The sequence below is a fragment of the Raineya orbicola genome (assembly GCF_002843425.1).
In the GTDB taxonomy this organism is placed as follows: domain Bacteria; phylum Bacteroidota; class Bacteroidia; order Cytophagales; family Thermonemataceae; genus Raineya; species Raineya orbicola.
This window is the reverse complement of sequence record NZ_NKXO01000005.1, coordinates 35,894-62,852: the sequence shown is the minus strand read 5'-3', so window position 1 is coordinate 62,852 and position 26,959 is coordinate 35,894. Positions and strand designations below refer to the sequence as shown.

Here is a 26,959-nt window from a genome sequence, read left to right as displayed (position 1 = left end):
GTTCTCCCTCATTGATACCTTTTTATTCAAAAATGTAACGAGCTCCAAGTTGAATTTGCCATTGTGAAGCAAAGTTATTCAAGTTGTTTTGGAAACTTACGTTTCGCTCACCTGTTTGGGTATTTACAAGTTCTCTGTATTCAAATACTGGTCTGCCACTAGGAGATTCGTAGCCTACAAAGTTCAACAATTGAGAGCGAATAGGAGATTTCACAACGCCCCAATTTGGTGAAATCATATTGGTAAAGTTGATAATATCCACGGTGAATTGTAAGGTATTTTTACCAAATTTGAAATCTTGCCAAATGCGTACATCTGATTTAAACACCCAAGGAGCCTCGGCACCGTTGCGTTCTGCATAGCGTCCTCTATTTTTGCTCAAATATTTATCCTGACGAATGTAAGCGTCTAACTCTTCCCAAATTTGGTCGGGGCTGCGGGTATCACCCACACTCAAAGCAGGAGCCAAGATAATCTCATCTTTGGAGCGAGGAATATACATCAAATCGTTACCTTGTACGTTATCGCCGTTCAAATCACCGCCTACGGTGTAAGAGAAGTTACCGCCTGAACGAGCTTCAGCAAATAAAGAAATACCTGTTGCAAAATATTTGGCGTATTCTTTTTTCCAAGAAGCCGAAGCAATGAAGCGGTGTAGTTGTTGGTTGGCAGAGAAAGAAAGTTGAGGAGCATTGGGGTCGCCCACTACAGGATTTCCGTTGAAGAAACTACTTGCAGTAGCGGCAAGACCCGAATTGATATCCCAAGAAGGTCCGTAGTTATAGGCAAGTGAGGCAAAGAAACCTCCTGCAAATTGTTTTTGTAATTGCAAGGTAACTGCTCCTGACCAACCCTGATTAGAGTTATCCAATACGAAAGCGTTGGTAATGTTAGAGTTGATACGAGTAGCATTACCACCTACATAACGCAATCTGCCATCACCGGGAATGATACCCACAGGAGCAGAAAGATTGGCATTACGAACATAAACAGCGTTGATATCTTTGGTGAAAGATAAATCCAAAGAAGCAGAAAGTCCTTCGCCAAGTAATATATCGCCACCCAAATTGCTTCTCCAAACCTGAGGGAAACGGAAGTTAGGTGAAGTAACATTGATTTCATAAGAAGCAGGAATTTGTCCTACGGCGTTAGCAGGTCTGTAAGCAAATGGGTCAGGATTGAAAGGACGACCTGCGGCGGCAGAACCTGTTTCAAAAATAGAACCAAATAATGCCCCCGTATTGCTGGCTTGGTTACTCATCCATACAAAAGGAATACGTCCTGTAAATACGCCTGTACCACCACGTACTTGCAAACTTCTATCGCCATATACGTCCCAATTGAAGCCAATTCTTGGCGACCACAAGATATGAGCATCGGGGAATTTGCCTACATCAAGCACTTCTTGGTTGGCAAAACGCAATTCTCTTACAGCAGGGTTATCAATGGGGCTTTTAGGGAAGAAAGGTACATCAGCTCTTACACCCAAAGTAACTTTCACTTTATCATTAGGTTTCCATTCATCTTGTACGTAGAAGCCAACTTGGGCGGCTTCAAAGAAAGCAAAAGGAACTTCATCAGTAGTAGCAGAATAACGATAAGAAAAGAGTGTAGGTCTGCCTAAACCTGTACTGGGTCCGATGGGCGTAGGCGTACCTGCGGGAGCACTATTGTAGAAGTCTGCAAGTGTAGCAAAACGATAACGGCTATAAAAATCTGCCATAAAACCATTACGGAACTTGTAGTATTCATTCGCGGTTCCAATGGTGATAGTGTGTTTTCCTTTGTAAATGCTGAAATTATCAGAAAGTTGGAAAACGTCTGAGTCCAACAGGTTGTTGGCAGAAAAAGGCTCATAGCCGAAAGAAGTTAGGTTTTGGTTACTACCATTTTCAATATCCACAAAAGGGAAAATACGACCGGGCGAGCCACGGAAATCACGGAAACCTGTCCAACCTGCAATAAAGTTATTAGCATATTTATTACCAATGGTGCTATTTACTTCTGCGATTATAGAATTGTAGTTGTTGTTGATGTTATAGTTACCATTTTGGAAAGGAAGTGAATTGGGTCCGTTTTGTCTGCCGCCTTGAGCACCGGAGTTACTCATTTGTACGTCTCTGTAAGATTTGAGATAAGTATAGCGGAGTGTGGCACGGGTGTTGTTGGTTACGTTCCAATCCAAACGAGCCAAGATTTTTTGGCTTTCGGTGAGCATATCGTAGCTATCAATAGGACCTGGGTCGTAGTTGTAGGTACTGATAAGGAATTGGCGAAGTTCATCAGCCTGCTGTCCTGTGATACGAGAAACGTTTCCACCTTGTCCGCGGTCGGCAACGAATTGTCCTACGGGGTCGGTACGTTTTTCAAGCTCACCACTCAAAAAGAAGAACAATTTGTTTTTAATGATAGGACCTCCTACACGCAAGCCTGCTTGATAGTAATTGAAGTTAAGCAGTTGGTTGCTTAAATCGGTTTCACCGACTTTTGTTCCTACCATATTATTATTGCGGAAAAAGTAATAAGCAGAACCTTTCACATTGTTGGTACCGCTACGTGTTACGGCATTGATTCCCGCACCTGTAAAACCACCCTGACGAACATCAAAAGGAGCGATATTCACTTGAATTTCTTCCAAAGCGTCTAAACTAATAGGTTGGGAATTAGTTTGCCCACCGGGCAAAGAAGCCAAACCAAAAGAGTTGTTGAAAATAGAGCCGTCGATGGAAAGATTATTGAAAAGATTGTTTCTACCTCCGAAATTTGTACCTGAGCTTTGAGGCACAATGCGAGTCATATCTGTGAAACTACGGTTGATACTCGGCATTGTTTGGAGAGCAGTGCTATTGATATTGGTAGCGGCACCTGTGCGGTCAGCATTGAAAATAGCGTCTTTTTGCCCAACTACCTGAATAGCGGCGATTTCATCGCTTTCCTCTTTCATCGTATAGTTGAGGACAGCATTTTGCCCGAGACTCAAAGCGGGTATTTCGTCTTTGATAGTAGCATACCCAACTGCTGTGATTTCTACGGTGTAAGGACCACCAATACGCAAGTTAGGCAAATTGAAGCTACCATCATCTTGGGTGGCAGTGCCATACCTTGTTCCCGAAGGAGTGTGAATAACTATCACGGTTGCACCCGGCACACCTGTCTTTTTAGCATCAAGGATTCTTCCACTCATACTGGCTGTGGTAACTCCTTGTGAGAAACCTTTGTACGAAAAAAACAAAAGTCCTATGATACAAAGGAATTTGAGGTAACTAAATTGTTTCATACGTTTTAGTTTAATTTTTCGGTGCAAAATTAAGGCATTGTTTGATAACTTATTCATAACTAATGTTAAAAATTTGTTACGTTTTCAAAAAATCTATGGTGCTTTATGAAATTTTTCAAGATATTTACTTGCAAACTCAAAAGTATTCCTCTATATTTGCAGGCTCAAAAAGAGATTGAATCACCAAATCATAAATTTTATGAAAAGAACCTATCAACCTTCCAACAGAAAACGCCGCAACAAACACGGGTTTCGTGAGAGAATGAGTACGCCCGGCGGTAGAAGAGTTCTTGCGGCTCGCCGTGCCAGAGGCAGAAAGAAACTTACCGTTTCTGACGAGAGAAAGCACAAAGGATAATAACGCATCGGTAGGGGAGTAGCTAATGTTATTCTGATGAGTCAGAAACTACCTAAGTCGGAAATTTTGCGAAGCAAAAAAATTATTCAAGAACTATTCCAAGCGAGTAGTTCTTTTTTGTATTTGTACCCTTTGCAAATTCGCTGGATTTCTGGCAAGGCAGGAAATTCTGAAAGTAATACTTTTCCACAAGTTTTGTTTGTTGTACCTAAAAAAAAGTTCAAAAAGGCGGTGCTTCGCAACTTGCTTCGTCGTAGGCTCAAAGAAGTGTATCGGAAAAACAAAGCGAGCTTTGCAGAAAAACTTTTTCAGATGCAATACCTTGCTATTATCTATATTGCCAAAGAACCGCTTTCTTATCAAGAAATTGAAAAAAGTTTTTGTACGCTACTTAGTAAAGAGACTGAGCCTAAAAAATCCGAGTAAAAAATAAATTCTCTCCAAAACCTAAACGCTTTTTTGCGTGTTACTGAAAAAAAATCGCTATGAATAGAGATAGTATTCTACAAGCCCTTTCGCAAGTGCAGGAACCAGACCTTAAAAAGGATTTGGTTTCCTTGAATATGATACGAGATTTAGAAGTAAATGGCAATAAGGTGAGTTTCAAAGTGATACTCACTACTCCTGCTTGTCCATTGAAAGAAAAAATACGTCAAGATTGCGAGGAAGCTATCCTGAACGTCTTTCCGCAAGCCCAAATCATTATTGATATGCAAGCCGAAGTAACTTCGGTACTCAAAGCTAACTTTTTGCCCAATATTAAAAATATTGTAGCCATTGCTTCGGGTAAGGGGGGCGTGGGTAAATCTACGGTTACAGCCAATTTGGCGGTAGCACTTGCTCAAACAGGGGCGAAAGTGGGTGTTATTGATGCTGATATTTTTGGTCCTTCAATGCCTGTGATGTTTGGGGTAGAATACGAAAAACCAATGCTACAAGAAATTGAAGGTAAGCAATATATTTTGCCTGTGGAACAATACGGAGTAAAATTGATTTCTATGGGTTTCCTTTCGCCTGCTGAAAGTGCCGTAGTGTGGCGAGGACCTATGGCAAGTAAAGCTCTGCTTCAATTTCTCAACGATGTACATTGGGGCGAATTAGACTACTTACTCCTTGATTTACCCCCTGGTACCAGCGATATTCATCTCACAATGGCACAAGCTATGCCTCTTACAGGGGTTGTGATAGTTACAACTCCGCAAAAAGTTGCTCTTGCCGATGCTCAAAAAGGACTAATGATGTTCCGACAAGGCACTATCAATATTCCTATTTTGGGTATTGTGGAAAATATGGCTTATTTTACCCCCGCCGAACTCCCTCAAAACAAATACTACATCTTTGGCAGAGATGGAGGCAAAGTACTTGCCGAACGCTATAATGTGCCTTTTTTAGGCGAAATTCCTTTGGTGCAAGGAATCAGAGAAGCAGGCGACATCGGCAGACCTATCATAGCACAAGGTGAAGAAGAAACACCTACTTACCAAGCCTTCAAAGCTCTTGCCGAAAATTTAGCCCGACAAATCGCTATCCGTAATGCTCAAATAGCGGCTCAAAATGTAGCTGTTTCGTGAAAGAGAACATTTTACAGGGCGAAGCCCGCACCAATGGTGCGGGCTTCGCCCTAAAAAACGCCTAACTCATTGCAATAGTTTGAAAACTTTGTCAATTCCCACTTTATATTCAAACCTGAATACCAAACTTTTGTCTGATAGTTTGAGCAATCCCTTCACGCAAACCTATTTTATGTTTCCAACCCAAGGCGTGCATTTTACTTACATCTAAAAGTTTGCGGGGGGTGCCATCGGGTTTAGAGGTATCAAATCGTAATTCACCCTGATAACCCACAATTTCTTTGATAAGCAAAGCCAAATCTCTGATGCTAATATCTTCACCTGTGCCAATATTGATAATTTCCTCACTATCATAGTTTTGCATCAAGAATACACAAGCATCTGCCAAATCATCAACGTTTAGAAATTCTCGTTTAGGTGTGCCTGTTCCCCAAATTTCTACAAAAGGTTTATTTTGCATTTGGGCTTCACAAAACTTACGTATGAGTGCTGCCATTACGTGGGAGTTTTGTAGGTCGTAGTTATCACCCTCGCCGTACAGATTGGTAGGCATCACGGAAATAAAATTGCACCCATACTGACTGCGATACGCCTGACACATCTTGATACCCGCAATTTTAGCTATTGCATAGGGTTCATTGGTAGGCTCTAAGGCTCCTGTAAGCAAATATTCTTCTTTGAGCGGTTGCGGAGCGAATTTCGGATAAATACAAGATGAACCTAAAAAAAGCAATTTTTTAACTCCGTTTTTGTAGCTTTCGTGAATGATATTTGTTTGAATGGCTAAATTATCATAAATAAACTCGGCTCGGTAGGTATTATTTGCTAAAATGCCTCCTACTTTCGCCGCTGCCAAGAAAACATATTCGGGTTTTTCTTGAGCAAAAAAATTGGCTACAGCTTGCTGATTGCGTAAATCTAATTCTTTTGAAGTTCGCACTACAATATTTTCATAGCCTTCGGCTTTCAGTTTGCGTAGAATTGCCGAGCCTGCCATTCCTCTATGACCTGCAACGTATATTTTGCTATTTTTTTCCATAATGATTTTTTGTGATACTGAATTTATTTTACTATCCACCATATAATTGCAAGCAGAACAGCCAAGGTAAAAAACCAATACCCCTGTATTTCTTTTCCTTGCAAATTTCTGACAAAATTACCAAAGGTTCTACCAATCCAAAGCAAAAAATGTAAAAATCCATCTACAAAGGCTCTATCAACCCAGTAAATAATATGAGCAAAGACTACTTGCAACTTTGCCAGGTTATCTAAAATCTTGTCCCAAGTTTTTTCAAGTTTGTGCAGTTTTTGGGCAAAAATCACTATTGCATAAGCTAATTGAGTAGAGTTTTGAAATCCCTGAAAAATAGCCACTCCTACAAGTAAGACCCTTTGCCAAAAGCCTTTCAGAAGGCGAAAAATTTGCAATTGCAGAGCAAATAATTTTTGCGAAAATAAACGTTTTTTAGCCTCAAAAGCTGTCTGTTTCTGAAATCCAATCCAAAAGCCAATCAAAGTAACTACCAAAGCCAAAAAAGGCAAATATACGATGCTTTGTTTTTCTGAAAACATTAGAATTTCACTTATCCACGCATTTTTTACAGAAAAAGGATTGAAAGAAAAACTTATCCAAAGACTGCCCAAAGCAAGCAAGGAAAGAGGAAAAGCAAAGCTAAAAGTGGGTTTTTCAAAATGGAATTTAAGATTTGGGAAAAAAGTTTGCAGATGAAACTTCCCAAAAAACAAAGCTCTGTATTGTTGGGCGATGTAAAATGCGGTAAGTCCAAAGCCTATCAAAGTAAAAACAAATACAGAAATTTGGAAAGGGGTACTTGCATTATGCCAAAGGGTTTCAAGTATCATTTCTTTGGAAAGAAAACCCGCTGTGAAGGGAAGTCCCAAAAGTGAAAACAAAAATATGGTGTAAAAAACAAATACATAAGGCTGTTTCTTTCGCAAGCCTCCCAAAAGATACATATTTTCACTATCGTAGGGGAAACTTTTAGCCCAATGGTGCGTATGGTGAATAACCACGCCTACACACAAAAAAAGCCCCGCCTTGAAAAAGGCGTGGGTAAATAGATGAAACAAACCCGCCTCCCGATTACCCGCCCCAATGGCTACAAACATCAAACCCAGTTGCGAAATGGTAGAGTAAGCAAGCACTTTTTTGATATTGCTTTGAAAAATTGCTTGATAAGCCCCCAAAAGCATACTCACCAGCCCTATGATTTGCACAAATTGCAGAGCCGTAGGTGTAAGTAGAAAGAAAATTTTAGCCATCAAAAACACCCCTGCCGCTACCATAGTTGCCGCGTGCAAAAGAGCCGAAATAGGCGTAGGTCCCTGCATTGCATCAGGAAGCCATACGTGCAAAGGAAATTGAGCCGATTTCCCCATAGCTCCTAAAAACAAAAAAATGCCTATTAGCGTGAGTAACTCATTGGGAAAAGTTTTTTCTGCAAGCAAAACCGATATTTCTGAAAAAGAAAAGGTTTGGAAATACTGAAAAACAAGCAAAATACCTATCAAAAAGCCTACATCTCCAATTCTATTCACTAAAAATGCCTTGCGAGACGCCTTGACTGCCTCGCTTTTTTCTTGCCAAAAACCTATCAACAAATACGAACATACCCCCACCAATTCCCAAAAAACATAAGTTTGTAAAAAATTATCTGCCACAATCAGCATTTGCATAGCAAACACAAAGAAAAGCAAGTAAGCAAAATACAAATGCAATCGCTTTTCGGCGTGCATATATGCAAAAGAAAAAATACCCACGAGCAGAGCTATAAAAGCAACCAATACAATCATTAAAAGTTCTGTTTTGCCTAAAAATATGCCTAAATGCAAAGAAGCAAAATGTATCCATTGCTTTTGCCAAACGAAATTTGTGGGTAAATACTGCTTAAAAGCAACTGTACACAAAACCAAATTCAACAATAGCGAAAAAAAACTGACTAAATGAATAATTTTAGGCTTATTTTTCAGAAAAGTAAGCAAAGCAGAAACTATCAGTAATTGCAAGAAAAGCAGTGCAATCATAGTGGTTTTTGAAAATATTGCGTAAAATTGCAGAAATTTTTACCAAAACCCAAAAGGCATTGCTATGAGTTTTGAAATCAAAGGGAAAGTACTCAAAATTTTAGATGAACAAACAGGAGCCAGTAAAAACGGCGAGTGGAAGCGTAAAGATTTTGTAATAGAAACTGCTGAAGCCTATCCCAAAAAAATTTGTTTTTCACTTTGGAATGATAAAATTAAGCAGTTGGAAACAGAAGCCGTAGAAATTGGCGATGAAGTGCGTGTAATGTTCAATGTGGCGTCCCGAGAGTATAATGGCAAGTGGTATAACGACATTACCGCCTATCAAATTGATAATATCACTCGCAAAGAACAAGAAAAAGGCGGTATCATAAGTCCCCAACCTGAAAATGAAATCATCAATTTTGATATATTAGCCTCCGAAGAACAAGACGATGATTTGCCATTTTAGGCAAAAAATACAACAAATATGGTTGAATAACGTTCAAATATCAGAGCTTGTGTTTTAACAATCAAAACTATTAATGGACATATCTTACATCATCAACGAATTAGGCGAAGAACGCGAAAACTACTTATATTCCGTAGCTCCTCCAATATTTCAGACGGCAATGTCTTGCTTTCCGAGTGTGGAAGCTATGCGACAAAGTTTAGCCAAAGAATCCGAAACGCCTTTCTACACGCGAGGCAATAATGCTACTACTGATATTTTACGCAAAAAAATGGCGGCTTTGGAAGAAACCGAAGACGCTCTCATTTTTGCCAGTGGCAGTGCGGCAATTGCAGCGGCGGTGCTTTCAGTAGTAGAAACAGGCGACCACATAGTTTGTATGCAAAAGCCTTATAGCTGGACTAATAAACTGCTCAACCTTTGGCTCAAACGCTTTGGTGTAAGTGCGACAATGATTGACGGCACAAAACCCGAAAATTACGAAAAAGCCATTCAGCCAAATACAAAACTGCTTTTTTTAGAAACGCCAAATTCTTTCACCTTTGAGTTGCAAGATATTGAAGCAGTTGTAAAAATTGCCCGAAAATACAATCTCACGACTATCCTAGACAATAGTTATGCTACGCCGCTTAATCAGAAACCTGCTACTATTGGAGTTGATATGGTGGTTCATTCGGCTACTAAATATTTAGCGGGGCATAGCGATGCAGTAGGCGGTGTATTGTGTGGCAAAAAAGTTCACTTAAAGAAAATTTTTGAAAGCGAATTTATGACTATTGGCGGAATAATTTCTCCTTTCAATGCTTGGCTTATCTTGCGAGGTTTGCGAACTCTGCCTATTCGTATGCAAAGAGTGGCAGAAACTACTCCTAAAATTGTGAATTTTTTAGCTTCACACCCCAAAGTAAGTAAAATATACTATCCTTTTCACCCCTCGCACCCTCAATTTGAGCTTGCTAAAAAACAAATGAAAGCCCCCACAGGGCAATTTTCCATTGAGCTGAAAGCCGATAATATGCAAGCTGTTGAACGCTTTTGTAATAATTTACGTAGATTTCTGCTTGCCGCTTCTTGGGGCAGTTATGAATCGCTGATTTTCCCTGCTTGTACGCTTTACACGTCTGAAAATTATGCATCTGCCCCTTTTCATTGGAGTTTAATTCGGTTTTATATTGGTTTGGAAGAAAGTGATGCCCTTATTGCTGATTTAGAACAGGCTCTTGCTCAAATTTAATTGAGAAAAATCAACCTCTATTTTGAAAAAACTCTTTTGAAGCTCTTGCTACGAAACAAGGGCTTCACTTTTTTTATCTTTACGCCATTTTTTGAAAAGACGAATGATCAATATTTCAGCAAGCAAAAAAAACAGAGCAAGCCACACAAAGTATTTCCAAAGAGACGTACCAATATTGCGTTCCTGAAAATCTTGGATAAACTTTTTATCTGCAATATTTTCGTAAATCTGAACATTTTTTTTGCCTGCAAAAACTTTTTTCAGTTCATCAAGGCTGTAAAATTGCATTGACGATTCTCGCTTGTCATAATTAAAAGCCAAAGCCCCTACAACTTGGTTATCACCATTGATTACCTCATAATGTCCTGCTTCTATGGTTTCCTCGGGCAGTTCTATGATGAGTTGTTCGCCGCTCATTCTTTGAGCAGGAACAAACTCCGTTTTGTGATTTTTGAGCTTAAAAACTTGGGTTTTGTTGCTTTTGCCTACTTTGAGCGTAATTACTTTTTCCTGAAAATTGTAAGCAATTTTTTCGTTTTCTTCTAAACTGCGAGCGGCAATTTTATACATAATTGGCACAAAAAGAGCATTTACGGGAAAATCGGTATAGCGTTTTTCCAAAGGGGAGGCACACAAGTACAATTTTCCTCTGCCATTTCTAAACTCTGAAAGAAAACTTTTTCCATTCTTGAAACCCAAAAGTTGCGTACTTACACCTAACCAACTCATTACAGCATTAGCATAAGGCATATCGGCATTTTTAGGGTTTTGTTCAAAAACGCCCTCGTAAAAAGGATTATTGATATTAGGCGGAAGCAAAGTTTTTACTGAATTTTTACCCAAAGAATCTACTTTTTCGGCTTGCAAGCCTCTTACTCCCAAACTGCCTAAAACTTCTGCATAACTTGCTATATCAGGGCTATTGTTGGGGAAAATCAGCACACTACCTCCATTTTGTGTAAATTTTTGCAACTCTTCACGCATCTTGGCGGGCAAATTGGGCAAGCCGTCTAAAATAAGCAAATCGGTGTTGGGTAGAATATCGTAATGGAAGGTATTGAGGTCGTAGCTGACAAGATTGAAACTTTTTTCACTCGCATACACGCTACGTACAAAAGGATTTCCCCCGCCTGCATACACATACGAAATGCGTATTGTAGGGGCTACATTGAGCGTAAAAAAATATTCATTATCAAAAGTGATGGGCTGGTCTTCAATGATAATTTTTCCTTTGCGAGTGCCTCTTTCTTGAGTTACAAAATTAAAACTGCCTGTTACTTTACCATTTGCTCCTATATCCAAAGTAGTGGTAGAAACTTGTAAGTCTTCAATAAAAAGGCGAGCTACTAAATCCTGAACGGGAGTTTCCGAATCGTTTTTTACAGAAAAAAGTAAATTATTCGTTTCATTGGCTTTTACAAAAGGATTGGCAAGCCAGGCTGAATCAATATACAAATTTGCCTTTTGTTCGGATTTGAGCGGAACAAGAATAAACTGCGTTGTGCTATCTAAACTCAATTTTTCCAAATTGCCAAGCGTACTTTTCTGAAAATCGGAAAACCAAAAAATTTGATTTCTTTCATCAGACGCTAAACGCTTCAAAAGAGCCTGCTGACGAGCATATACGCTTTGCAAATCACGAGTATGGGGCGAGAAATTAGTTTCGCTCAAAATATCCTCTACGCGGGTAGCATTGATAGCAAATTGCTCGCGATTGCGAAAATCATTGGTAACAAGCTGAAATTGAGCCGATTTGGGAAAGATTTTCACTAAATCTGAAATGCTTTCTTTTGCCCAAGAAAGATACTTGCGACGAGCAAGTTCATTTTGCATACTATACGAATTATCCAAATAAATGCTGGCTATGCTACCTGCATTGTAAAGTGTTTTTTGATTTTCATTAGGCAAAAAAGGTTGTGCGAAAGCCAAAACCAAAGAAGCCACCAAACCCAAACGCATCAGCAAGATAAGCAGTTCTCGCAAGGTTTTGAAAGAATTGGTTTCAGTTTTAAGTTCTTTCAGGAAACGAACATTTGTAAAATACACTTTTTTTAGCCTACGAAAATTGAAAATGTGAATAATGATAGGAATGGATAAAGCCGTTAATGCCCATAGAAAAGACGGATATAAAAAACTCATACTGCAAAATAAGGTTTAAGTAAATTCAAAAGCACATCAGGGCAACGCACAGGACGCAAATTTTCTGTGTGTATAAACGCAAGCGTTGTGTAACCATTGTGCAGAAGTGTATTTTCTCGTAAAATTTCGTATTCAAAACGTATGCGACTTTGAGGAAGTTCGGGAATACTTACACGAATAGTAAGCAAATCGTCATAAAAAGCGGGTTTCAGGTAGCGTGAATAATGCTCCAAGACAGGCATCATAATTTTATGTTCGCTCTCTAAGGACTTGTAGTCAAGTCCTAAATTACGCAGACACTCTACGCGAGCCACTTCAAAATAAATAGCGTAATTGCCGTAATATACATATTTCATTTGGTCGGTTTCGGCGTAACGAACCCGTATTTGCGTATGCGACTGGTACATTGATGATAGAGGTATAAAATGAAGAGTAGTCTAAACTATCGTTCCACAATTTTCCATTCGGTAAAATCTAATCGGTAGCCCAGACGAGATTGTGCTTTGCCATCTTCGCTGTCTATGTTGCCATAAAAGAGCTTGCCTTTTAGATGAACTTTGCGTGTAAAGGGTTCTTTGGAAAGAGGATGCCCCATATTATTGCGAAGCAAAACACGTGTGCCATCTGCCATTTGTAGCCAAAACTCATAAAATTCAAAAATTCTCCCTGCTTTGTTCTGGAATTTTTGCATTTGCATAATGCCCTCCAGAATTACATCTTTACCGATATTTTCTTGCAATTCTGATTTTTGTGTTAGTACTTTCATAGTCTTTTCTTTTTGTGCCCAAGCCGTGAAGTTGCTCAAAGCAAGCATTAAAGAAATAAAAGTTATTTTTAAGACGTTTTGCACCATAAACGTAAGATTTTACAATCTCCATTGCATACCTACACCCACAAACCACAACTTTTGATTTTGCAATTGCAAAGAGGAATGATTTTTGAATAACGGAGTAAGCATCTGCCTGAACGAAGGAGTTACCTGCAAGTATAATTTTGGAGCTATCTGATAGCCTATTTGTAATTCGGAAATACCTGCATACTGCACACGATTTATTTTTTCAAAAACACTGGAATAAGTTGCAGTTTCAGAGGAGAAAGTGTTGTTTATCAGAAAATTAGCTTCAGTACCCACCGCAACTGCACCACGCCATTTGTTTTTTTGCAACTGATAACCTATTTTCAAAGGGATACTGATAAATTCAGTAGTATGACGATAGGTAACTTCGCTTACCTCTAAATGATTAGGTAAAGCCGCCGCCACTTGATTTTGTCCTCCTTCTGCTATTTCTATGCTAGGAGTTGAGTTAATTGTACTTACAGGCGGTGCTTCAACATCTAAATTTGGCACATTGCCATAAAATTTTGCAAGAATAGGCACAGGGGCATTACTTTGAAAAACCGCATAACTTTTACGCCACTGAAAACCACCACTTACAAACCAATTTTTATTGATTTGAAAACCCAAATCCATTCCAGCACCCCAAGTGCAAAGAGTTTGATAAGTAGAAAGTTCTTTGAGCAAATTCTCTTCTCTTTTAAGCATAACTTGTTCTTGCGGGGTATTAAGCATACGTCCTGCTAAAATTGGTGAAGGCGTATAGTGCCAATTTTGCTGAAATTTTCCGACATTCAAGCCTTGCTGAACCCACCAACGTTTAGCTTTGGGAGTGCCAACTTTTTCATTGCTAAATTCTTGTTGGTGTTTTTGAGCTAAAACAGCTTCTTTTTCTACTTCAAATTCAGCTTTTATCTGAAAAGTTAATAGTTTTTCTTGCAGAATTTTAGTGTCATTTGCATATTGTGTAATGGCTTTTTCAGGTTTTTTTGGGGTTGTTTTAGGAGTAGGAGAAATGAGTTTATTTGTGTTTGTAGGGGTATCGTGGATAATTGTAAAATTTGAAATATTCGTTTCTCCAAACCACTCACCAATAAGTCCTTTTCTCTGATACAAAAGCTCACCATCGCCTAAAAAGAGAGCTAGCATTGCCGCCGCCCACCAAGCTATGATTTTTCGGCGTCTTTGTTGGCGTTTTTCATCAATTTGCAAAGCAATTAGTTCCCATACCCTTTCCGAAGGATTTACAGAAGCGTGTAAAAACTTCTCTTGCCAAATATGTTCAAAATTTTTAAGACCTTTCATAATTTGGCTTTTGGGTTTGACGGCTTTCTCGCAAAATCATTTCTTTGAGAATTTGCTTTGCTCTTGCATATTGTGATTTGGAAGTACCTTCGCTAATACCGAGCATTTCAGCTATTTCATTGTGCTGATAGCCTTCAATAGCGTATAAGTTGAAAACTACCCTGTAACGAGGTGCTAAACTTTGCACCATATTGAGCAAGTCTTCATATTCTAAATTTTCCAAAATTTCGCAAGTTTCTTGATACTCTTCGGGTAAATCCTGCACATCAAAGGCAGGAAACAAGTATAATTTACTACGATTTTGTTTGAGAGCCGTGTTAATAACAATTTTCTTTATCCAATGTTCTAAACTACATTCACCCCGAAAAGTTTGGATATGATTGAAAACCTTGATAAAACTTTCTTGTAAAACGTCTTCTGCTTCAAGCCTTCCCGAAGTATAACGCAAAGCCACCGCAAACATTTTAGAGGCATATTGCTCGTAAAGTTTGCGTTGAGCTTTGGGGCATTGCTTGCGGCAAGCCTCAATAATATGGGTTTGAACATCAGACATTATTAGACAAGTATGTTTTGCAAACTTATACTTTTTTTTGAAAAAATCCAAAATTATTACATTTCTTACAATTGAATTATTTTTCATTTAGCATCTTACCCCCTTCCACAAATATTTTTATAGATACAAAATTCACAGATGCTTAGGTTATCTGTCTTCTCAAAAGGTAAATCTTTATCCAACATTTTGCGAATAACCTCTGAAAGCCAATTTTCAGTTTTCTGATAAAACCATTCTTTATCATTGAGGCGTATATTTTCGGGATTGCCTTTATCTTTATCCTTTTCTTTGAATTTAGCAGGAGGGGTGTGCAGAGCAAGTAATTCTTTGGTTGGGTTGCGAAGGCTGTAAATACCAGCCTCAACAAGAGCATTCTGATACATTTCCCATTGAGGATTACTATCCAAATTTTTTTGTAAAAGATATTTGTAAAGCCACAATTGCCTAATTTTACCCATATCAGGATTATCAGCAATAGAAAGCAATTCGGTATGGTCAATTCTTACATCTTTTTTCTCAACCTTTCCTGTCTTGTAGTCAATGATACGCAGGATACCGCTTATTTTATCTACCCTATCTACAATGCCTCGCAAGCGTACATCAAGGCTTTCTCCGTTGTATTGGTAGCGGAAAATAGCAGGCTCAATGCGTAAAAGCTCGTGTTTATTCTCCAAACTCAATATTTCAAAAACAGGGTTTTCTTCTAATTTGTTGTTTTCATCTTCCAACTCGGCGATTTGTTTTTCTAAAAAGTTTTTTACGTACAAAATAGCTACCTCTTGTGCAATTAGATTATTGCCGATGATAGCTTCTTGCGTGTAAAGATGAGCCGTATCCTTGAATTTTTGTTTTACCTTTTCAGGAACTTGTGGCAAAACGGCTCGCAAGTCTTGTGCTGAAACTTGATTGTTTTCGCCAATTTCAAAGAAAATATCCTCCAAAACGTGATGTACAATGCTTCCGAGTGTGTCAGATTCAATCTCATCGCGAACTTCTTTAGCTTCTTTAATACCCGCCACATAATTGAAATAATATTGCAACGAACAACGAATAAATGAGTCAATAGCAGTAGGGGAAAGTTGATTTTGTAGCTTTTGTTTGATAATTGCCAAAATCTCCTCATTTTTTTCAATGCGTAAATCTTCTTGCTGATTTTTAGGAACAGCAGGAAAAACAACACTCGTTTTTTGAATGGTTATTTTAGGATTTTTCTGAGCCAAATCATATTCCAACTGCCAAGCATAGCGGCTTACTTCGCTGTTGCCAACTAATGAAACGCCTTTGGAAGTACAATAGATTAGTGCAATTTTTTTGGCTCTTTGCAAAAGGCGATAAAAGTAATAGCTGTGCATAGCCTCGTAATCCTCGTAAGTAGGTAAGCCAAACGCTTTGGCTATATCATAAGGAATAAGCGATTTGTTTTTCTGAACCGTAGGGAAAGTACCTTCGTTGGCAGATACTACAATGATTTGCTCAAAATCCAGCGTACGCGTTTCAAGTACGCCCATAATTTGCAGGCGGTTATCTACGCTACTCTCAAAGGGAATACGCTCTTCGCGTGCAAGTTGAAACAAAAAATTTCTGAAAGTACGGAAATCAATATTGAAATTACGTTTTTTGAGTATCTTACGCATTCTAGCAAAAATCTGCTTGAATTTCTTGATATAGAATTGCTCTAAATCATCTTGTTCGCTTTCAAAATTTTTTTCAAAAAACAGCATAATACGCTCTAAATGAAGCAAAATAGAAGTTACTTTTTGCAAGTTCCAAGAGCTGAACATTAGCTTGCAGAGCGTCTGCATTTCGGCATAGAAGGGTTGGAGAGAGCTTTTGATGGCTTCGTCAGGTTCGTCTTTAAGTAAGGTTTCAGGCAATTTTTTAAGCTCCCAAGATTTGTTAATAACCTTATTGTATTGAACTAAATACCTACGAGCCAAACGAAGAAAACTTTGATGAGCGGGTAAATGATGTTTTTTGAGTACAATTTGCTCAAATTTTCGGATAAAAGGGTGTGTGAGAATTTTCGCAACATTGCTATAATGATACACAAAAGTATGCTTATCTACACTTTTTCCGTCTTTATCTTTGGCTTTCCATTTATGTTCTTTGCGGGTTTGTTGTAGTTCAAAAAGCAGAGAAATGAGGTTGAACAGAGTTGATTTTTGCAAACTCAAACCCAAAGTAATGTTGTAATTTTCTTCTGAAATGCTATGCATTAGTGGTAAAAGCATATTTTCATCGGGCATTACAATCACGGTGCGTTTGCGTGAGCGACTTTCTTTATCCCATTTATTGAGAACATTCTGAGCTACTTGTGCTTGCAGGCTATAACTGCCTGTGCCAATAATTTCCACTCTTTTAGCTTCCGATAACAAGAAATTTTCTTGCCAAAGCCAATTTTGCCATTTTAGTTTGTAATGTTTCAGCCATTTACCCGCTTGATTTTCACCTTGGTGTTCCATATAAAAAGTGTCGCTATCCCAAAGCAAGGTAGCTTTGTTCAGGGCAAGTAATTTATCAATAATTTTCTCTTCGGCTTTGCTGAAGGCATTAAAACCAACAAAATAATAATGCTGATAACCATTTTCGAGCCACTTTTGTATATTTTCAGCCAATTTACGATAAATCATTCCCAAATAAGCCAAATTCTGAGCCTCTAAATTTTGCTTAAACTGCCTATAAATTTCAAATAGCTTATCCCAAAATTCAAAATAATATTTGAGTTTGTCTTGCACATATTTTTTTCGTGTTTCGTCCAGTTCCCAAGACTTCATTCTTTCAATATCTGCTAAATTGGCAAAGAGTTTTTCGGCATCAACAAGGTTTTGGTCTATAAGGTTGAAGTCTTTGAGAAGCACAGGAAGCCAAGAAAGCAAATTATCGCTGGGTTGTTGCGATTGCATTGATTTACCTAGAACCTCATAAGCGGTTTTCTGCAAAAGCAAGAGTTGCTCAATTAAGTCAGTTTTTTCATATAAGTCAGTTTTTTTATAAGTTCGGCTTACGAAATCCTCTATGGGATATACCGTAGGCATTTGGTCTTTTTCTATTTTCTGCTTGCGAAATTCTAAACGCAAAGAACGCATAGCTCTTCGAGAAGGTACAAGCACACAGATATTTTGTAAATTTTGATGATTTTCAAGCAGAAATTCACAGGTTTTCTCCAAAAAAGTCATATGAGGAAGCGATTTGATAGGTAGTTATCTTTGCAAATAAGCAAAATTCAAAGGGAAAAGCAAGTCTTAAACTCTAAAAATTTGCAAGCACGCCGTAATAAAAAAATAGCAAGGCTACAATGTTCCTTGCTATTTCGTAATATGTTAGAATTTAGGAAATTTTACTTAGCTAAGTAGTAACGGAAGCCAAGTGAAAAAGTAGGTTGGATAGAATTAGCTCCGAAACCAATAGAAGTATCTGTAGATTTTAGTTCTCCGCCACCAGTGGTAGTTTTCTGAGTTCTTGAAGAGAAACCTACAAAACCGAAGTTAGCTTCTAAACCAACTTTGTTAGTAGGGAAAAATACAAGACCGGGGGTGATGCCAACTTCAAGAGCAGTTACTTTAGGTCCGTCATTGGTTATAGTAGTACTTCCTCTTTTAGATTCAGTTTTTGAACTGCCAAACCCTACACCTACACCAAAAGTTCCTGTGAAACCGAAATTATCGCTGAGCATAAAGAATTTTCTTGCATAAGGAGTGAAGCTAATGAGGTTACCACTTACTTTATCGTAGTCGCCGGTTTGAGCACCAGGTCCTTCATAGGGTTCTTTTTCTGATTCGTTTAGGAACGAAATATCAATACCGACAGCAAGTTTATCAGCGATAAAATAACCTACACCGGGTACAATAGAGAAACTTGTACTTTTAGGACCATCAGCAGAAACAGTTGTTCCACCGCGAGAAGTAGTTACTTTGTTTGAAGATGTGGTAAAGCCCAATCCACCACCTAAGTACAAAGTACCTTGAGCAGTTTGAGCAAAAGAGGTAGCTACACCAAAAGTGGCTACGAAGGAAGCGAGAATAGAAAATTTTTTCAACATAGTTTTTTGGGTTTAGGTTAAATAACTGAAAGCAATTATCACAAATAGCGTGCCAAACTATTCAAGTCCATATTTTTTGATTTTCCTGTAAAGGGTTCTTTCCGAAATGCCTAAATCTTCGGCGGCGTACTTGCGTTTACCGTTGTGTTGTTTTAACGCTTTGATAATTAGCTCTTTCTCCTTCTTTTCCAAAGAAAGGGTTTCTTCCTCTGTTTCGTGTGGAATATCTTCAATTTGTTCGGTAGATTCCGAAAAAGGAATGACACTACTTTCGGACTGAATGACAGGCAGGACTACTTTATTACCTATATTGCTTTCGCTAGATACTACCGCAGGAAAGCCCTGTACTTCTTTGAACAAGTCTTGGTGGTTTTTGAGAATTTCTGCTCCTGCAAGCGAACTACCGCTTGTAAGCATCTGCAAGACCAACTTTTTTAGTTCTGTAACATCTTTACGCATATCAAAAAGCACTTTATAGAGCAATTCTCTATCGGAAAAGGTTTGCTGTTGGTTTTCGTTTTCTACAAGAGCGGGTAAGTTGTTATGGATAGCTTTGGGTAAGTATTTTTGTAGAATGTCAGCTGTAATGATTTGGCTTTCGGCGGTGATAGAAAGATCATACACAAGGTTTTTCAGTTGGCGAATATTTCCGGGAAAACGATAGTTCAGAATGATATTTTTTGCTTCTTCGTTTAGTTCTATGGGGTCTCTGCGATATTTTTCAGCAAAATCGGTGGCAAACTTTCTGAAAAGCAATAGTACATCATTGCCTCTTTCACGCAAGGCGGGTACGTAAATGGGAACGGTGCTCAAACGATAATACAAATCTTCACGAAACTTACCTTTACGAATAGCCTCTTCTAAATTGACATTTGTTGCCGCTACTACTCGTACATCAGTTTTTTGTACTTTGGAAGAGCCTACTTTTATAAATTCTCCATATTCTAATACACGCAATAAGCGGGCTTGCGTAGCTAAGGGCATTTCGCCAATTTCATCTAAAAAAATAGTTCCTCCGTTGGTTACTTCAAAAAAACCTTTACGACTTTCCACAGCTCCTGTAAAAGCTCCTTTTTCGTGTCCGAAAAGTTCTGAATCTATGGTTCCTTCGGGAATAGCTCCACAATTGACTGCTGTAAAAGCATTATGCTTACGAGGACTTAATTGATGTATGATTTTTGAGAAAGACTCTTTCCCTACACCGCTTTCACCTGTAATAAGCACATTGATTTCGGTGGGAGCAACCATTATAGCCCTTTCCAGAGCGTGATTGAGCAAAGGAGCATTTCCCACTATTCCGAAACGTTGCTTGATACTTTGAAGGTCTAAATTTGTTATCATTATTAAAAAAATATTTATTTTTGAGGCAAAATCATAAACATAAAAAAGTGCCAAAGAGTTGCAAAAGTGCTGACAAAATGTCTGCTTCAAAAATTTTTTTGAAAAATTTTTTCAAAAAATTTTGGCGAACTCAAAAAAAACTCTCAATTTTGGTACAATTACTGATGTAACCTCAAAAAACTTGAAATAGTGTTAAAAAATCCAAGAATTATGAATCAAAGTATGAAAACCTTGCTCGTAGCGGGTACGTGTGCGGTTACGCTTGGGGCGTGTAGTATGTTTGGGAAAAAGCAAAGCGAAGGTTTCCCAATGCAGGTGCAACGAAGCGACAATGTCCATAAGAAAGGTATGTTTAGCCAAGTTACGGGCATACCTTACAATATGCAAGATACAGGTGCTTACACCTCGCTAAAAGTAAGACCTTATTTAGGACAACCCGATGGTCCCAATTTGGTATTTATTGAAGGAGGACGCTTTGTGATGGGTTCAGGGGAGGAGGATATTCTTTACACCCGCGATAATCGTGAGAGAGCTATCAGTATCCAATCTTTTTATATGGATATGACCGAAGTGGCAAATATTCACTGGCTTGAATTTATGGAGTTTTACAAGCAAGATAAAAACAAGTCAGAAATTCCTAATATCCACGATGGTTATACTTACGACTCCAAAAAAACCGAGCGATACAATGCTTATGTGGATTACTTAAATAACACTAAAACCAATAAATACAATTTCCAAAAGTTAGATGTTATCCAACCAAACGATGTAAAGCGTTTTGATTATTCTTACTTTTTGGTTCAAATCTTACGCCCCGATACTACCGTATGGGCAAGAGAAACAGCTTTTAATGATTCTTATGTTGCCAATTATTTGCGTTATCCCGGCTTCCGCTTTTTCCCTGTGGTAGGCATTAATTGGGTGCAAGCACAAGAATTTTGCAAGTGGCGTACGCGTGCTGCCAACGAGTATTTATTCAACGAAGCAAAGAAGAAAGACAAAGATGGTGCTTTGAATGAATACAAAACTGCCAAAGATGCTCCTTTGGAGAGTGGCGTAATTATGCCTGATTATCGTTTGCCCACAGAGGCAGAATGGGAATACGCCGCCAAAGGTATGATTGGAACGCAATATGAAGATGAGAACCAATCAAATAATCGTGTATATCCTTGGGACGGGCACGCTACTCGTAATCCTTACGGAAAGCAAATGGGCTTCTTTTTAGCTAACTTCAAGCGTGGTAGAGGTGATTATGCGGGTATTGCAGGAAAACAAAATGACGCCGCTCTTATTACAGAATGGGTGTATGCTTATCCTCCTAACGATTTTGGTCTCTACAATATCGGTGGTAATGTAGCTGAGTGGGTTGAAGATGTGTATCGTCCTTTGGCTTTTGAAGATGTAAATGATTTGAACCCTGTAAGAAGAATTCAATTAGATAGTACCAAACTCAAATCAGACCCTTCAAAATCTGTCGTGGGAGACCCTACCTCTAATTACTTGCTTGCTGGTAAGAAAAACTCGTTGGTTGATGACAGTGCAAGGGTATACAAAGGCGGTTCTTGGAGAGACGTAGCTTACTGGCTATCACCTGGTACAAGAAGATACTTAAACAAGTTTGAAGCTCGTGATTATATTGGCTTCCGCTGTGCTATGATTATGGCGGGAGAGAAAGTGGGTGAAAAACGTCGTGGTAATAAGCGTGTGGGCGGTCAGTACAGATAATCTTTTATAGATATCCACAAAAAGGCTTTGTGTGTTATCAAAGCCTTTTTGTGTTTGCAAAAAATCCTATCAGCTAAATCTTGAAATTGAAATATTATTTCAAAAACTTCATTATGAAAATTCAAGTCCAATATACATACTTGGCTTTTCTGTTCATAATTTTTTATACTTTTTCGGCTTGTTCTTTATTCAAGAAAAAAGATAAAACCGAGCGGCAATCTTTTGAGGATATGCAAGCAGGTAATGTAGATGGTGTTAGTCAGGTTACGGGTATTCCCTATAACGATAGCACCATTGATAATAGTATGATTGTAGCTAAATACTACGATATGCCTAACGCTCCTAATATGGTTTTCATTGAAGGAGGAACTTTCGTGATGGGCATTACCGAAGAAGATGTCATTAATCTTTCTCGCAATCGTCTTACGCGTGTGATTGTACCTTCTTTTTATATGGATAGAACCGAAATAGCCAATATCCATTGGCTTGAATTTATGAATTTTTTTTATTATAATCGTGATTCTATCCCCGCAGGAATGACCTTTGAAGAATTTGCAGAAGAGATTTTATTACCTGATACCACCGTTTGGGCTTCGGAAGCCGCCGCTAACGATTCTTATGTAAAAAACTATTTACGCCACCCAGGATTTAGAATGTATCCTGTTGTGGGAGTTACTTGGATTCAGGCACAAGAATTTTGCAAGTGGCGAACCAAAATGGTAAATCATTATCAAGAAATGAAAAGTTATTATTCAGGTGTAAAACTTGATGGCAAACTTACCGTTGGGCAATTTACCAAACCCGAAAAAATAGATACTGCAAATATTATTAAGTTCCCTGATTATCGTTTGCCCACGGAAGCCGAGTGGGAATATGCCGCCAAAGCGATGACCGCCACGCAATACGACAATGCTCGTGCCGCAGGTAAAGAACGCTTGTATCCTTGGGATACACGCCAAACCCGTAATCCTTACAATCCGAACAAAGGGTTATTTTTAGCTAATTTCAAGCGTGGCAGGGGCGATTATGCAGGTATTGCAGGCAGGCTTAACGATGGGGCGATGGTTACGGCATCTATTTACTCCTATCCTCCTAATGATTTTGGCTTGTACAATATGGCAGGAAATGTAAATGAATGGGTAGAAGACGCTTACTTTGTAGAAGGTTGGGAAGAATACCCTGATTTACGTCAGGTAAAGAGAATAGCCACTTATACAGATTCTACTTATCAAAACAAACTCACAATCAATGTGATGCTTTATGGTAGGTCGGATACAACGATGAAAACGAAAGGGCAAAGAATTAAACAGCAACAAAAAGACACCATAGATATTGCTAAAGAAAATTTAATGCCTTTCCCAAATGCAATGAGCCATAACTTGCTTGGCTTACCCGGCAATATTATAGCAAAAGAAAAGTTATCTCGTTTCAAGGTCTATAAAGGTGGTTCTTGGAAAGATGTAGCCTATTGGCTTATTCCCGGCACGCGTAGATATTTGGAAATGGACAAGAGTCTGGCTACTTTGGGTTTCCGCTGTGCTATGAATTATGCACCCAAAAAGGAAAACCCCAAAGACAACACCATTACCAGCGATGCTGACCTCACAGAGGCTCAAAAGAAACGAAAAGCTAAATTTGAAGCTCAACAAGCCAAAGAACGCAAAAAATTACAGAGGTTAAAGGAAAAACAACAAAAGGCACAAGAAAAAGAAGAAAGAAAAAATAAAAGGAAAAATCAAAACGAACAGAATGAGCAAGAATAGGAGATGTTTTTGCAAAATTTTATTTTGAATATTCCATTTTTTTGAGTAATTTTGCCTGAACAATTTTTATCGGGCAAAATTTTTTTACAATGAAACATAAATATTTACTCATTTTCTTGTGGGGGGGCATAGTGGGCAATATTTTTGCTCAAAAAAAACAAACACCTATCAAAAACTTAGAGGTAGCTCCTGCTCAAATCTCTTTTGTAGAAAACAAAGGACAATGGTACAAGGATATTCAGTTGCGTGCTGAAATACCTTCGGGTTTTTTAGATGTACAAAATGGTAGTTTGCAGTATTTTTTCTATGACGAGCAATCGGTTCATAAACGTTATCATCAAGAACACCCCGAAGATATCAACCCCGATGCAGAGATACGCTTTCATAGTTTTGTAGTAAAATTTTTGGGGGCAAGCCCTGTGCAAGCCAAACCCACAGAAATTCAACCAACCAAATACAATTATTATTTAGGCAACGACAAAAAATTCTGGGCAGACCAGTGTAATGCCTACAAAAAAGTACTTTTTGAAGGTATCTATCCAAATATCTCTTATCATTTATTCAGCAAAGGCAATTCACTAAAATATGAGTTTCATTTAGAACCAAATGCCAATCCTCGTCTTATCCAAATGCAATATGAGTATGCTTTGGGATTAGAGATTTTGCCCGATGGCTCTTTGGAAATTAAAACCACTTTGGGAAGTATTTACGAGAAAAAGCCTTACAGCTATCAGATTATCAAGGGCAAAGAAGTAGAAGTGCCTACTAAATTTGTGCTGAATGGAAATATAGTAAGTTTTGAGTTTCCACAAGGATATAATAAAAAATATCCGCTTGTGATAGACCCAGGTATCGTCTTTGCCACTTATTCAGGAGCTACTGCAAGCAATTATGGTAATACCGCTTGTTTTGATGAAGCGGGACATCTTTATTCAGGCTCTACTTCTTTCGGTCCTGGTATGCGTTCAGGCTCGCCTACACCAACGAATGTAGGTAGTTTGGGTGGCTCTATCAATATTCGCCTTTACAAATACAATCCTACGGGTACTACACTTTTGTATGTAACTTTTGTGGGAGGTAACCAAAACGAAATTCCTCATAGTTTGGTTGTGGATAATGATAACAGACTTTATGCTTTTGGGGCAACAGGCTCTACAGATTTTCCTATCACCTTCGGACCTACTTTCCAAGGAGGAACATCAGCCTCAGTGACGGCTTCCACTTATAGTAATGGTACCGATATGTATATCGTCAAACTTAACGCTGACGGCTCTTTGAACCGTGCAAGAATGCTTGGTGGAAGTGGTAATGAGGCTATCAAAGCAAATTCTTTGGCTTGGACAATCAATAACTACGGCGATGGTAGTAGGGGAGATATTTATGTAGATAGCAATAACGATATTTTTGTAGCTACCAATACTACCTCAAATACTATTGCAGGGGTTACAGGAACTCTACAAGGCGGACAAGATGCTCTGCTCTTAAAATTTGATGATAATTTGAATTTGGTCTTTGGTAGGTATTTTGGAGGAAATAATTTAGATTTAGCTCTTTCTGTAAAAACAAATACATCAGGCGAAATCTTTATTGGTGGAGGTACAAGAAGCACCGATTTACCGAATGCCACAGGTTTGCATACTGCGGCTTTTGGCAATGATGATGGTTTCCTTGCCAAATTTGATAGTAACGGAAATCTTATTCGTTCTACTTACTTGGGTACTGCTCAAGCTGATATGGTCTTTTTTATTGATTTGGATACTGATGGCAATGCCTATGCATATGGGCAAAGTCTCAATGCTACCTATCCTATTGCTCCTGCAAGCGTCTATAATAATGGCAATAGCGGGCAATTTATCCATAAACTTAATGGCGATTTGACCGTAAGCGGATGGAGTACTCGTGTAGGTAATGGTAATGGTACTTACAATCTTTCACCCACAGCATTTCTTGTAGATATTTGTGGAAACATCTACATCGCGGGGTATGGTGGTTGGAGCAGTATTCCTAATGTTACAGGCTCACCTGTTACGCCTGATGCTTTCAAAAGCACTACTGATGGGAGAGATTTTTATCTTGCAGTATATCGTCCTAATATGGTGGGTTTGTTGTATGCTACTTTTGTCGGGGGATCTTCATCAGGCGAACACGTTGATGGCGGTACAAGCCGTTTTGCCAAAGATGGCACGGTGTATCACGCCGTTTGTTCAAATAGTGGCTTTCTTACTACAACAGGTGTTTGGCAACCCACCATTGCTTCGGGAGCAGGTTGGGATTGTGCAGTTTTCAAATTTCAAACGAACATCAATGCTGATTTTACTATGCAAGACCCCAGCAGTAATACTACTATTATCGGTGGAGGGACCTCTTGCTCGGCTCTTGTAAATTTTGTGTTCCCGCCTAATGTTACTGAATTTGATAGTTTTGAATGGACTATCTACGATATTGGAGGAAATATTTTATACACTAATACTACCCAACAAAATTTCTCTTATACTTTTGCAAGTTCAGGTAACTACAAGGTTCGCTTGTTTGTAACAAGTTGTAACAAAACTGCTCAAAAAGTTCAAGACCTGGTCATTTCTATTCCCAATTTTCAAGCTCCTAATGACGCTACTATTTGCAAGTTTAATAGTGTGCAGTTGGTGGCGAGTGGTGCAAAAACCTATAAATGGACACCTGCAACAGGTCTGAGCAACCCTAATATTGCTAATCCAATTGCTTCGCCTTTGCAAACTACTACTTATACATTGGAAATGAAAGATGATAATTGCACGGTACGAAAACAAGTAAAAGTTACAGTTATTCAAGCCGAACCAGTAAATTTTGACTTCCAACTTGTAAAAGATTGTAATACTCCTTATCGTGTAAAACTCAATTTGGTAAATGTAGATACGCTTAAATTTAAGCAGTTTCGTTGGTCTATGGGAGAGGGTACTACTTACACGGGCACAAACCCTCCTGAGCACGCTTACCTCATTCCTGATAGAGAATACACTATTACACTTGTAGGCGTAAATTTGAATGATTGCGAAACCAAAGTTGAAAAGAAAGTGTATGTACCCAAACCGCCGATTTTCCCACCTAACGTTATTACTCCTAATGGCGATGGCGTAAATGATGTTTTTGAAGTAGCGGAAGCAGGTTCTAAAATCAAGATTTGGAATCGTTGGGGTAAGTTGATTTTCCAATCTGATAATTACAAAAAGGAATGGGGCGATGGTAAAGAAGTAATGTCAGGAACGTACTATTATCATTTAGAGTCTCCTTCGGGAGTGAACTGTAGTGGTTGGTTGCAAGTAATGAAATAACTCAAAAGCCTCTGT

General features: G+C 38.6%; 19 protein-coding genes. 8 read left to right on the top strand and 11 right to left on the bottom strand.

Going from position 1 to position 26,959, the window contains the following annotated elements:
- Positions 1–22 precede the first annotated feature (22 nt).
- The gene (locus Rain11_RS02300; protein WP_207764409.1) at positions 23–3,277 is read right to left on the bottom strand and encodes a TonB-dependent receptor; all 3,255 of its coding nucleotides are present in this window, start codon (positions 3,275–3,277) and stop codon (positions 23–25) included.
- A gap of 199 nt (positions 3,278–3,476) precedes the next feature.
- Here Rain11_RS02300 and rpmH point away from each other — a divergent pair, with 199 nt between their 5' ends.
- Genes rpmH through Rain11_RS02285 form a run of 3 tightly spaced genes read left to right on the top strand, consistent with a single transcriptional unit; the run spans position 3,477 to position 5,206 of the window.
- The gene (gene rpmH, locus Rain11_RS02295; protein WP_101357752.1) at positions 3,477–3,635 is read left to right on the top strand and encodes a 50S ribosomal protein L34; all 159 of its coding nucleotides are present in this window, start codon (positions 3,477–3,479) and stop codon (positions 3,633–3,635) included.
- Positions 3,636–3,671: 36 nt separating this feature from the next.
- Positions 3,672–4,061 carry a ribonuclease P protein component gene (rnpA, locus tag Rain11_RS02290; protein WP_101357713.1) on the top strand — a complete coding sequence of 130 codons (390 nt, stop codon included), beginning with the start codon at positions 3,672–3,674 and terminating at the stop codon, positions 4,059–4,061.
- 53 nt (positions 4,062–4,114) lie between these two features.
- Positions 4,115–5,206 (top strand): Mrp/NBP35 family ATP-binding protein, encoded by a 1,092-nt coding sequence (locus Rain11_RS02285; protein WP_101357712.1) that lies wholly within the window; start codon positions 4,115–4,117, stop codon positions 5,204–5,206.
- A 109-nt stretch (positions 5,207–5,315) separates the two neighbouring features.
- Here the strand turns inward: Rain11_RS02285 and fcl are convergent, their stop codons facing one another.
- Positions 5,316–6,287: a GDP-L-fucose synthase gene (fcl, locus tag Rain11_RS02280; protein WP_133121470.1), complete on the bottom strand. Its 972-nt coding sequence runs from the start codon at positions 6,285–6,287 to the stop codon at positions 5,316–5,318.
- Complete coding sequence (locus Rain11_RS02275; protein ID WP_101357710.1) at positions 6,269–8,251, bottom strand: NADH-quinone oxidoreductase subunit 5 family protein; 1,983 nt, start codon at positions 8,249–8,251, stop codon at positions 6,269–6,271. The genes fcl and Rain11_RS02275 overlap by 19 nt, the downstream gene beginning before the upstream one ends.
- Positions 8,252–8,315: 64 nt before the next feature.
- Here Rain11_RS02275 and Rain11_RS02270 point away from each other — a divergent pair, with 64 nt between their 5' ends.
- Together Rain11_RS02270 and Rain11_RS02265 are read left to right on the top strand one after the other, a co-directional pair.
- Positions 8,316–8,702 carry a DUF3127 domain-containing protein gene (locus tag Rain11_RS02270; RefSeq protein WP_101357709.1) on the top strand — a complete coding sequence of 129 codons (387 nt, stop codon included), beginning with the start codon at positions 8,316–8,318 and terminating at the stop codon, positions 8,700–8,702.
- A 73-nt stretch (positions 8,703–8,775) separates the two neighbouring features.
- Positions 8,776–9,936, top strand: coding sequence for a trans-sulfuration enzyme family protein (locus tag Rain11_RS02265; RefSeq protein WP_101357708.1), 1,161 nt, complete (start codon positions 8,776–8,778; stop codon positions 9,934–9,936).
- 48 nt (positions 9,937–9,984) lie between these two features.
- Here the strand turns inward: Rain11_RS02265 and Rain11_RS02260 are convergent, their stop codons facing one another.
- The 8 genes from Rain11_RS02260 to Rain11_RS02225 all read right to left on the bottom strand — a co-directional run bounded on the left by Rain11_RS02260 (position 9,985) and on the right by Rain11_RS02225 (position 20,148).
- The gene (locus Rain11_RS02260; protein WP_101357707.1) at positions 9,985–12,075 is read right to left on the bottom strand and encodes a BatA domain-containing protein; all 2,091 of its coding nucleotides are present in this window, start codon (positions 12,073–12,075) and stop codon (positions 9,985–9,987) included.
- A complete protein-coding gene (locus Rain11_RS02255) occupies positions 12,072–12,482 on the bottom strand; it encodes an acyl-CoA thioesterase (protein ID WP_101357706.1) in 411 nt (136 codons plus the stop codon). Before Rain11_RS02255 ends, Rain11_RS02260 begins: the two co-directional genes overlap by 4 nt.
- 35 nt (positions 12,483–12,517) lie before the next feature.
- Positions 12,518–12,841: a hypothetical protein gene (locus tag Rain11_RS02250; protein ID WP_133121469.1), complete on the bottom strand. Its 324-nt coding sequence runs from the start codon at positions 12,839–12,841 to the stop codon at positions 12,518–12,520.
- Between the two features lie 99 nt (positions 12,842–12,940).
- A complete protein-coding gene (locus tag Rain11_RS02245) occupies positions 12,941–14,215 on the bottom strand; it encodes an outer membrane beta-barrel protein (RefSeq protein ID WP_101357704.1) in 1,275 nt (424 codons plus the stop codon).
- Positions 14,202–14,768, bottom strand: a complete 567-nt coding sequence (locus tag Rain11_RS02240; protein ID WP_101357703.1) for an RNA polymerase sigma factor — start codon at positions 14,766–14,768, stop codon at positions 14,202–14,204. Before Rain11_RS02240 ends, Rain11_RS02245 begins: the two co-directional genes overlap by 14 nt.
- A gap of 95 nt (positions 14,769–14,863) precedes the next feature.
- Entirely contained in the window at positions 14,864–17,944 is a 3,081-nt protein-coding gene (locus Rain11_RS02235; RefSeq protein WP_101357702.1) for a PD-(D/E)XK nuclease family protein, read from the bottom strand.
- A gap of 161 nt (positions 17,945–18,105) precedes the next feature.
- On the bottom strand, positions 18,106–18,807 hold the full coding sequence (locus Rain11_RS02230; protein WP_101357701.1) for an outer membrane beta-barrel protein: 702 nt from the start codon (positions 18,805–18,807) through the stop codon (positions 18,106–18,108).
- 57 nt (positions 18,808–18,864) lie between these two features.
- Complete coding sequence (locus Rain11_RS02225) at positions 18,865–20,148, bottom strand: sigma-54 interaction domain-containing protein (protein WP_101357700.1); 1,284 nt, start codon at positions 20,146–20,148, stop codon at positions 18,865–18,867.
- 210 nt (positions 20,149–20,358) lie between these two features.
- On the opposite strand from Rain11_RS02225, the gene Rain11_RS02220 reads away from it, so the two are divergent.
- The 3 genes from Rain11_RS02220 (at position 20,359) to Rain11_RS02205 (ending at position 26,944) form a co-directional block, all read left to right on the top strand.
- Positions 20,359–21,873 (top strand): SUMF1/EgtB/PvdO family nonheme iron enzyme, encoded by a 1,515-nt coding sequence (locus Rain11_RS02220; protein ID WP_101357699.1) that lies wholly within the window; start codon positions 20,359–20,361, stop codon positions 21,871–21,873.
- Positions 21,874–21,986: 113 nt separating this feature from the next.
- Positions 21,987–23,636 (top strand): SUMF1/EgtB/PvdO family nonheme iron enzyme, encoded by a 1,650-nt coding sequence (locus tag Rain11_RS14045; RefSeq protein ID WP_243390526.1) that lies wholly within the window; start codon positions 21,987–21,989, stop codon positions 23,634–23,636.
- An 89-nt stretch (positions 23,637–23,725) separates the two neighbouring features.
- Positions 23,726–26,944 carry a DUF7948 domain-containing protein gene (locus Rain11_RS02205; RefSeq protein WP_101357698.1) on the top strand — a complete coding sequence of 1,073 codons (3,219 nt, stop codon included), beginning with the start codon at positions 23,726–23,728 and terminating at the stop codon, positions 26,942–26,944.
- Positions 26,945–26,959 lie beyond the last annotated feature (15 nt).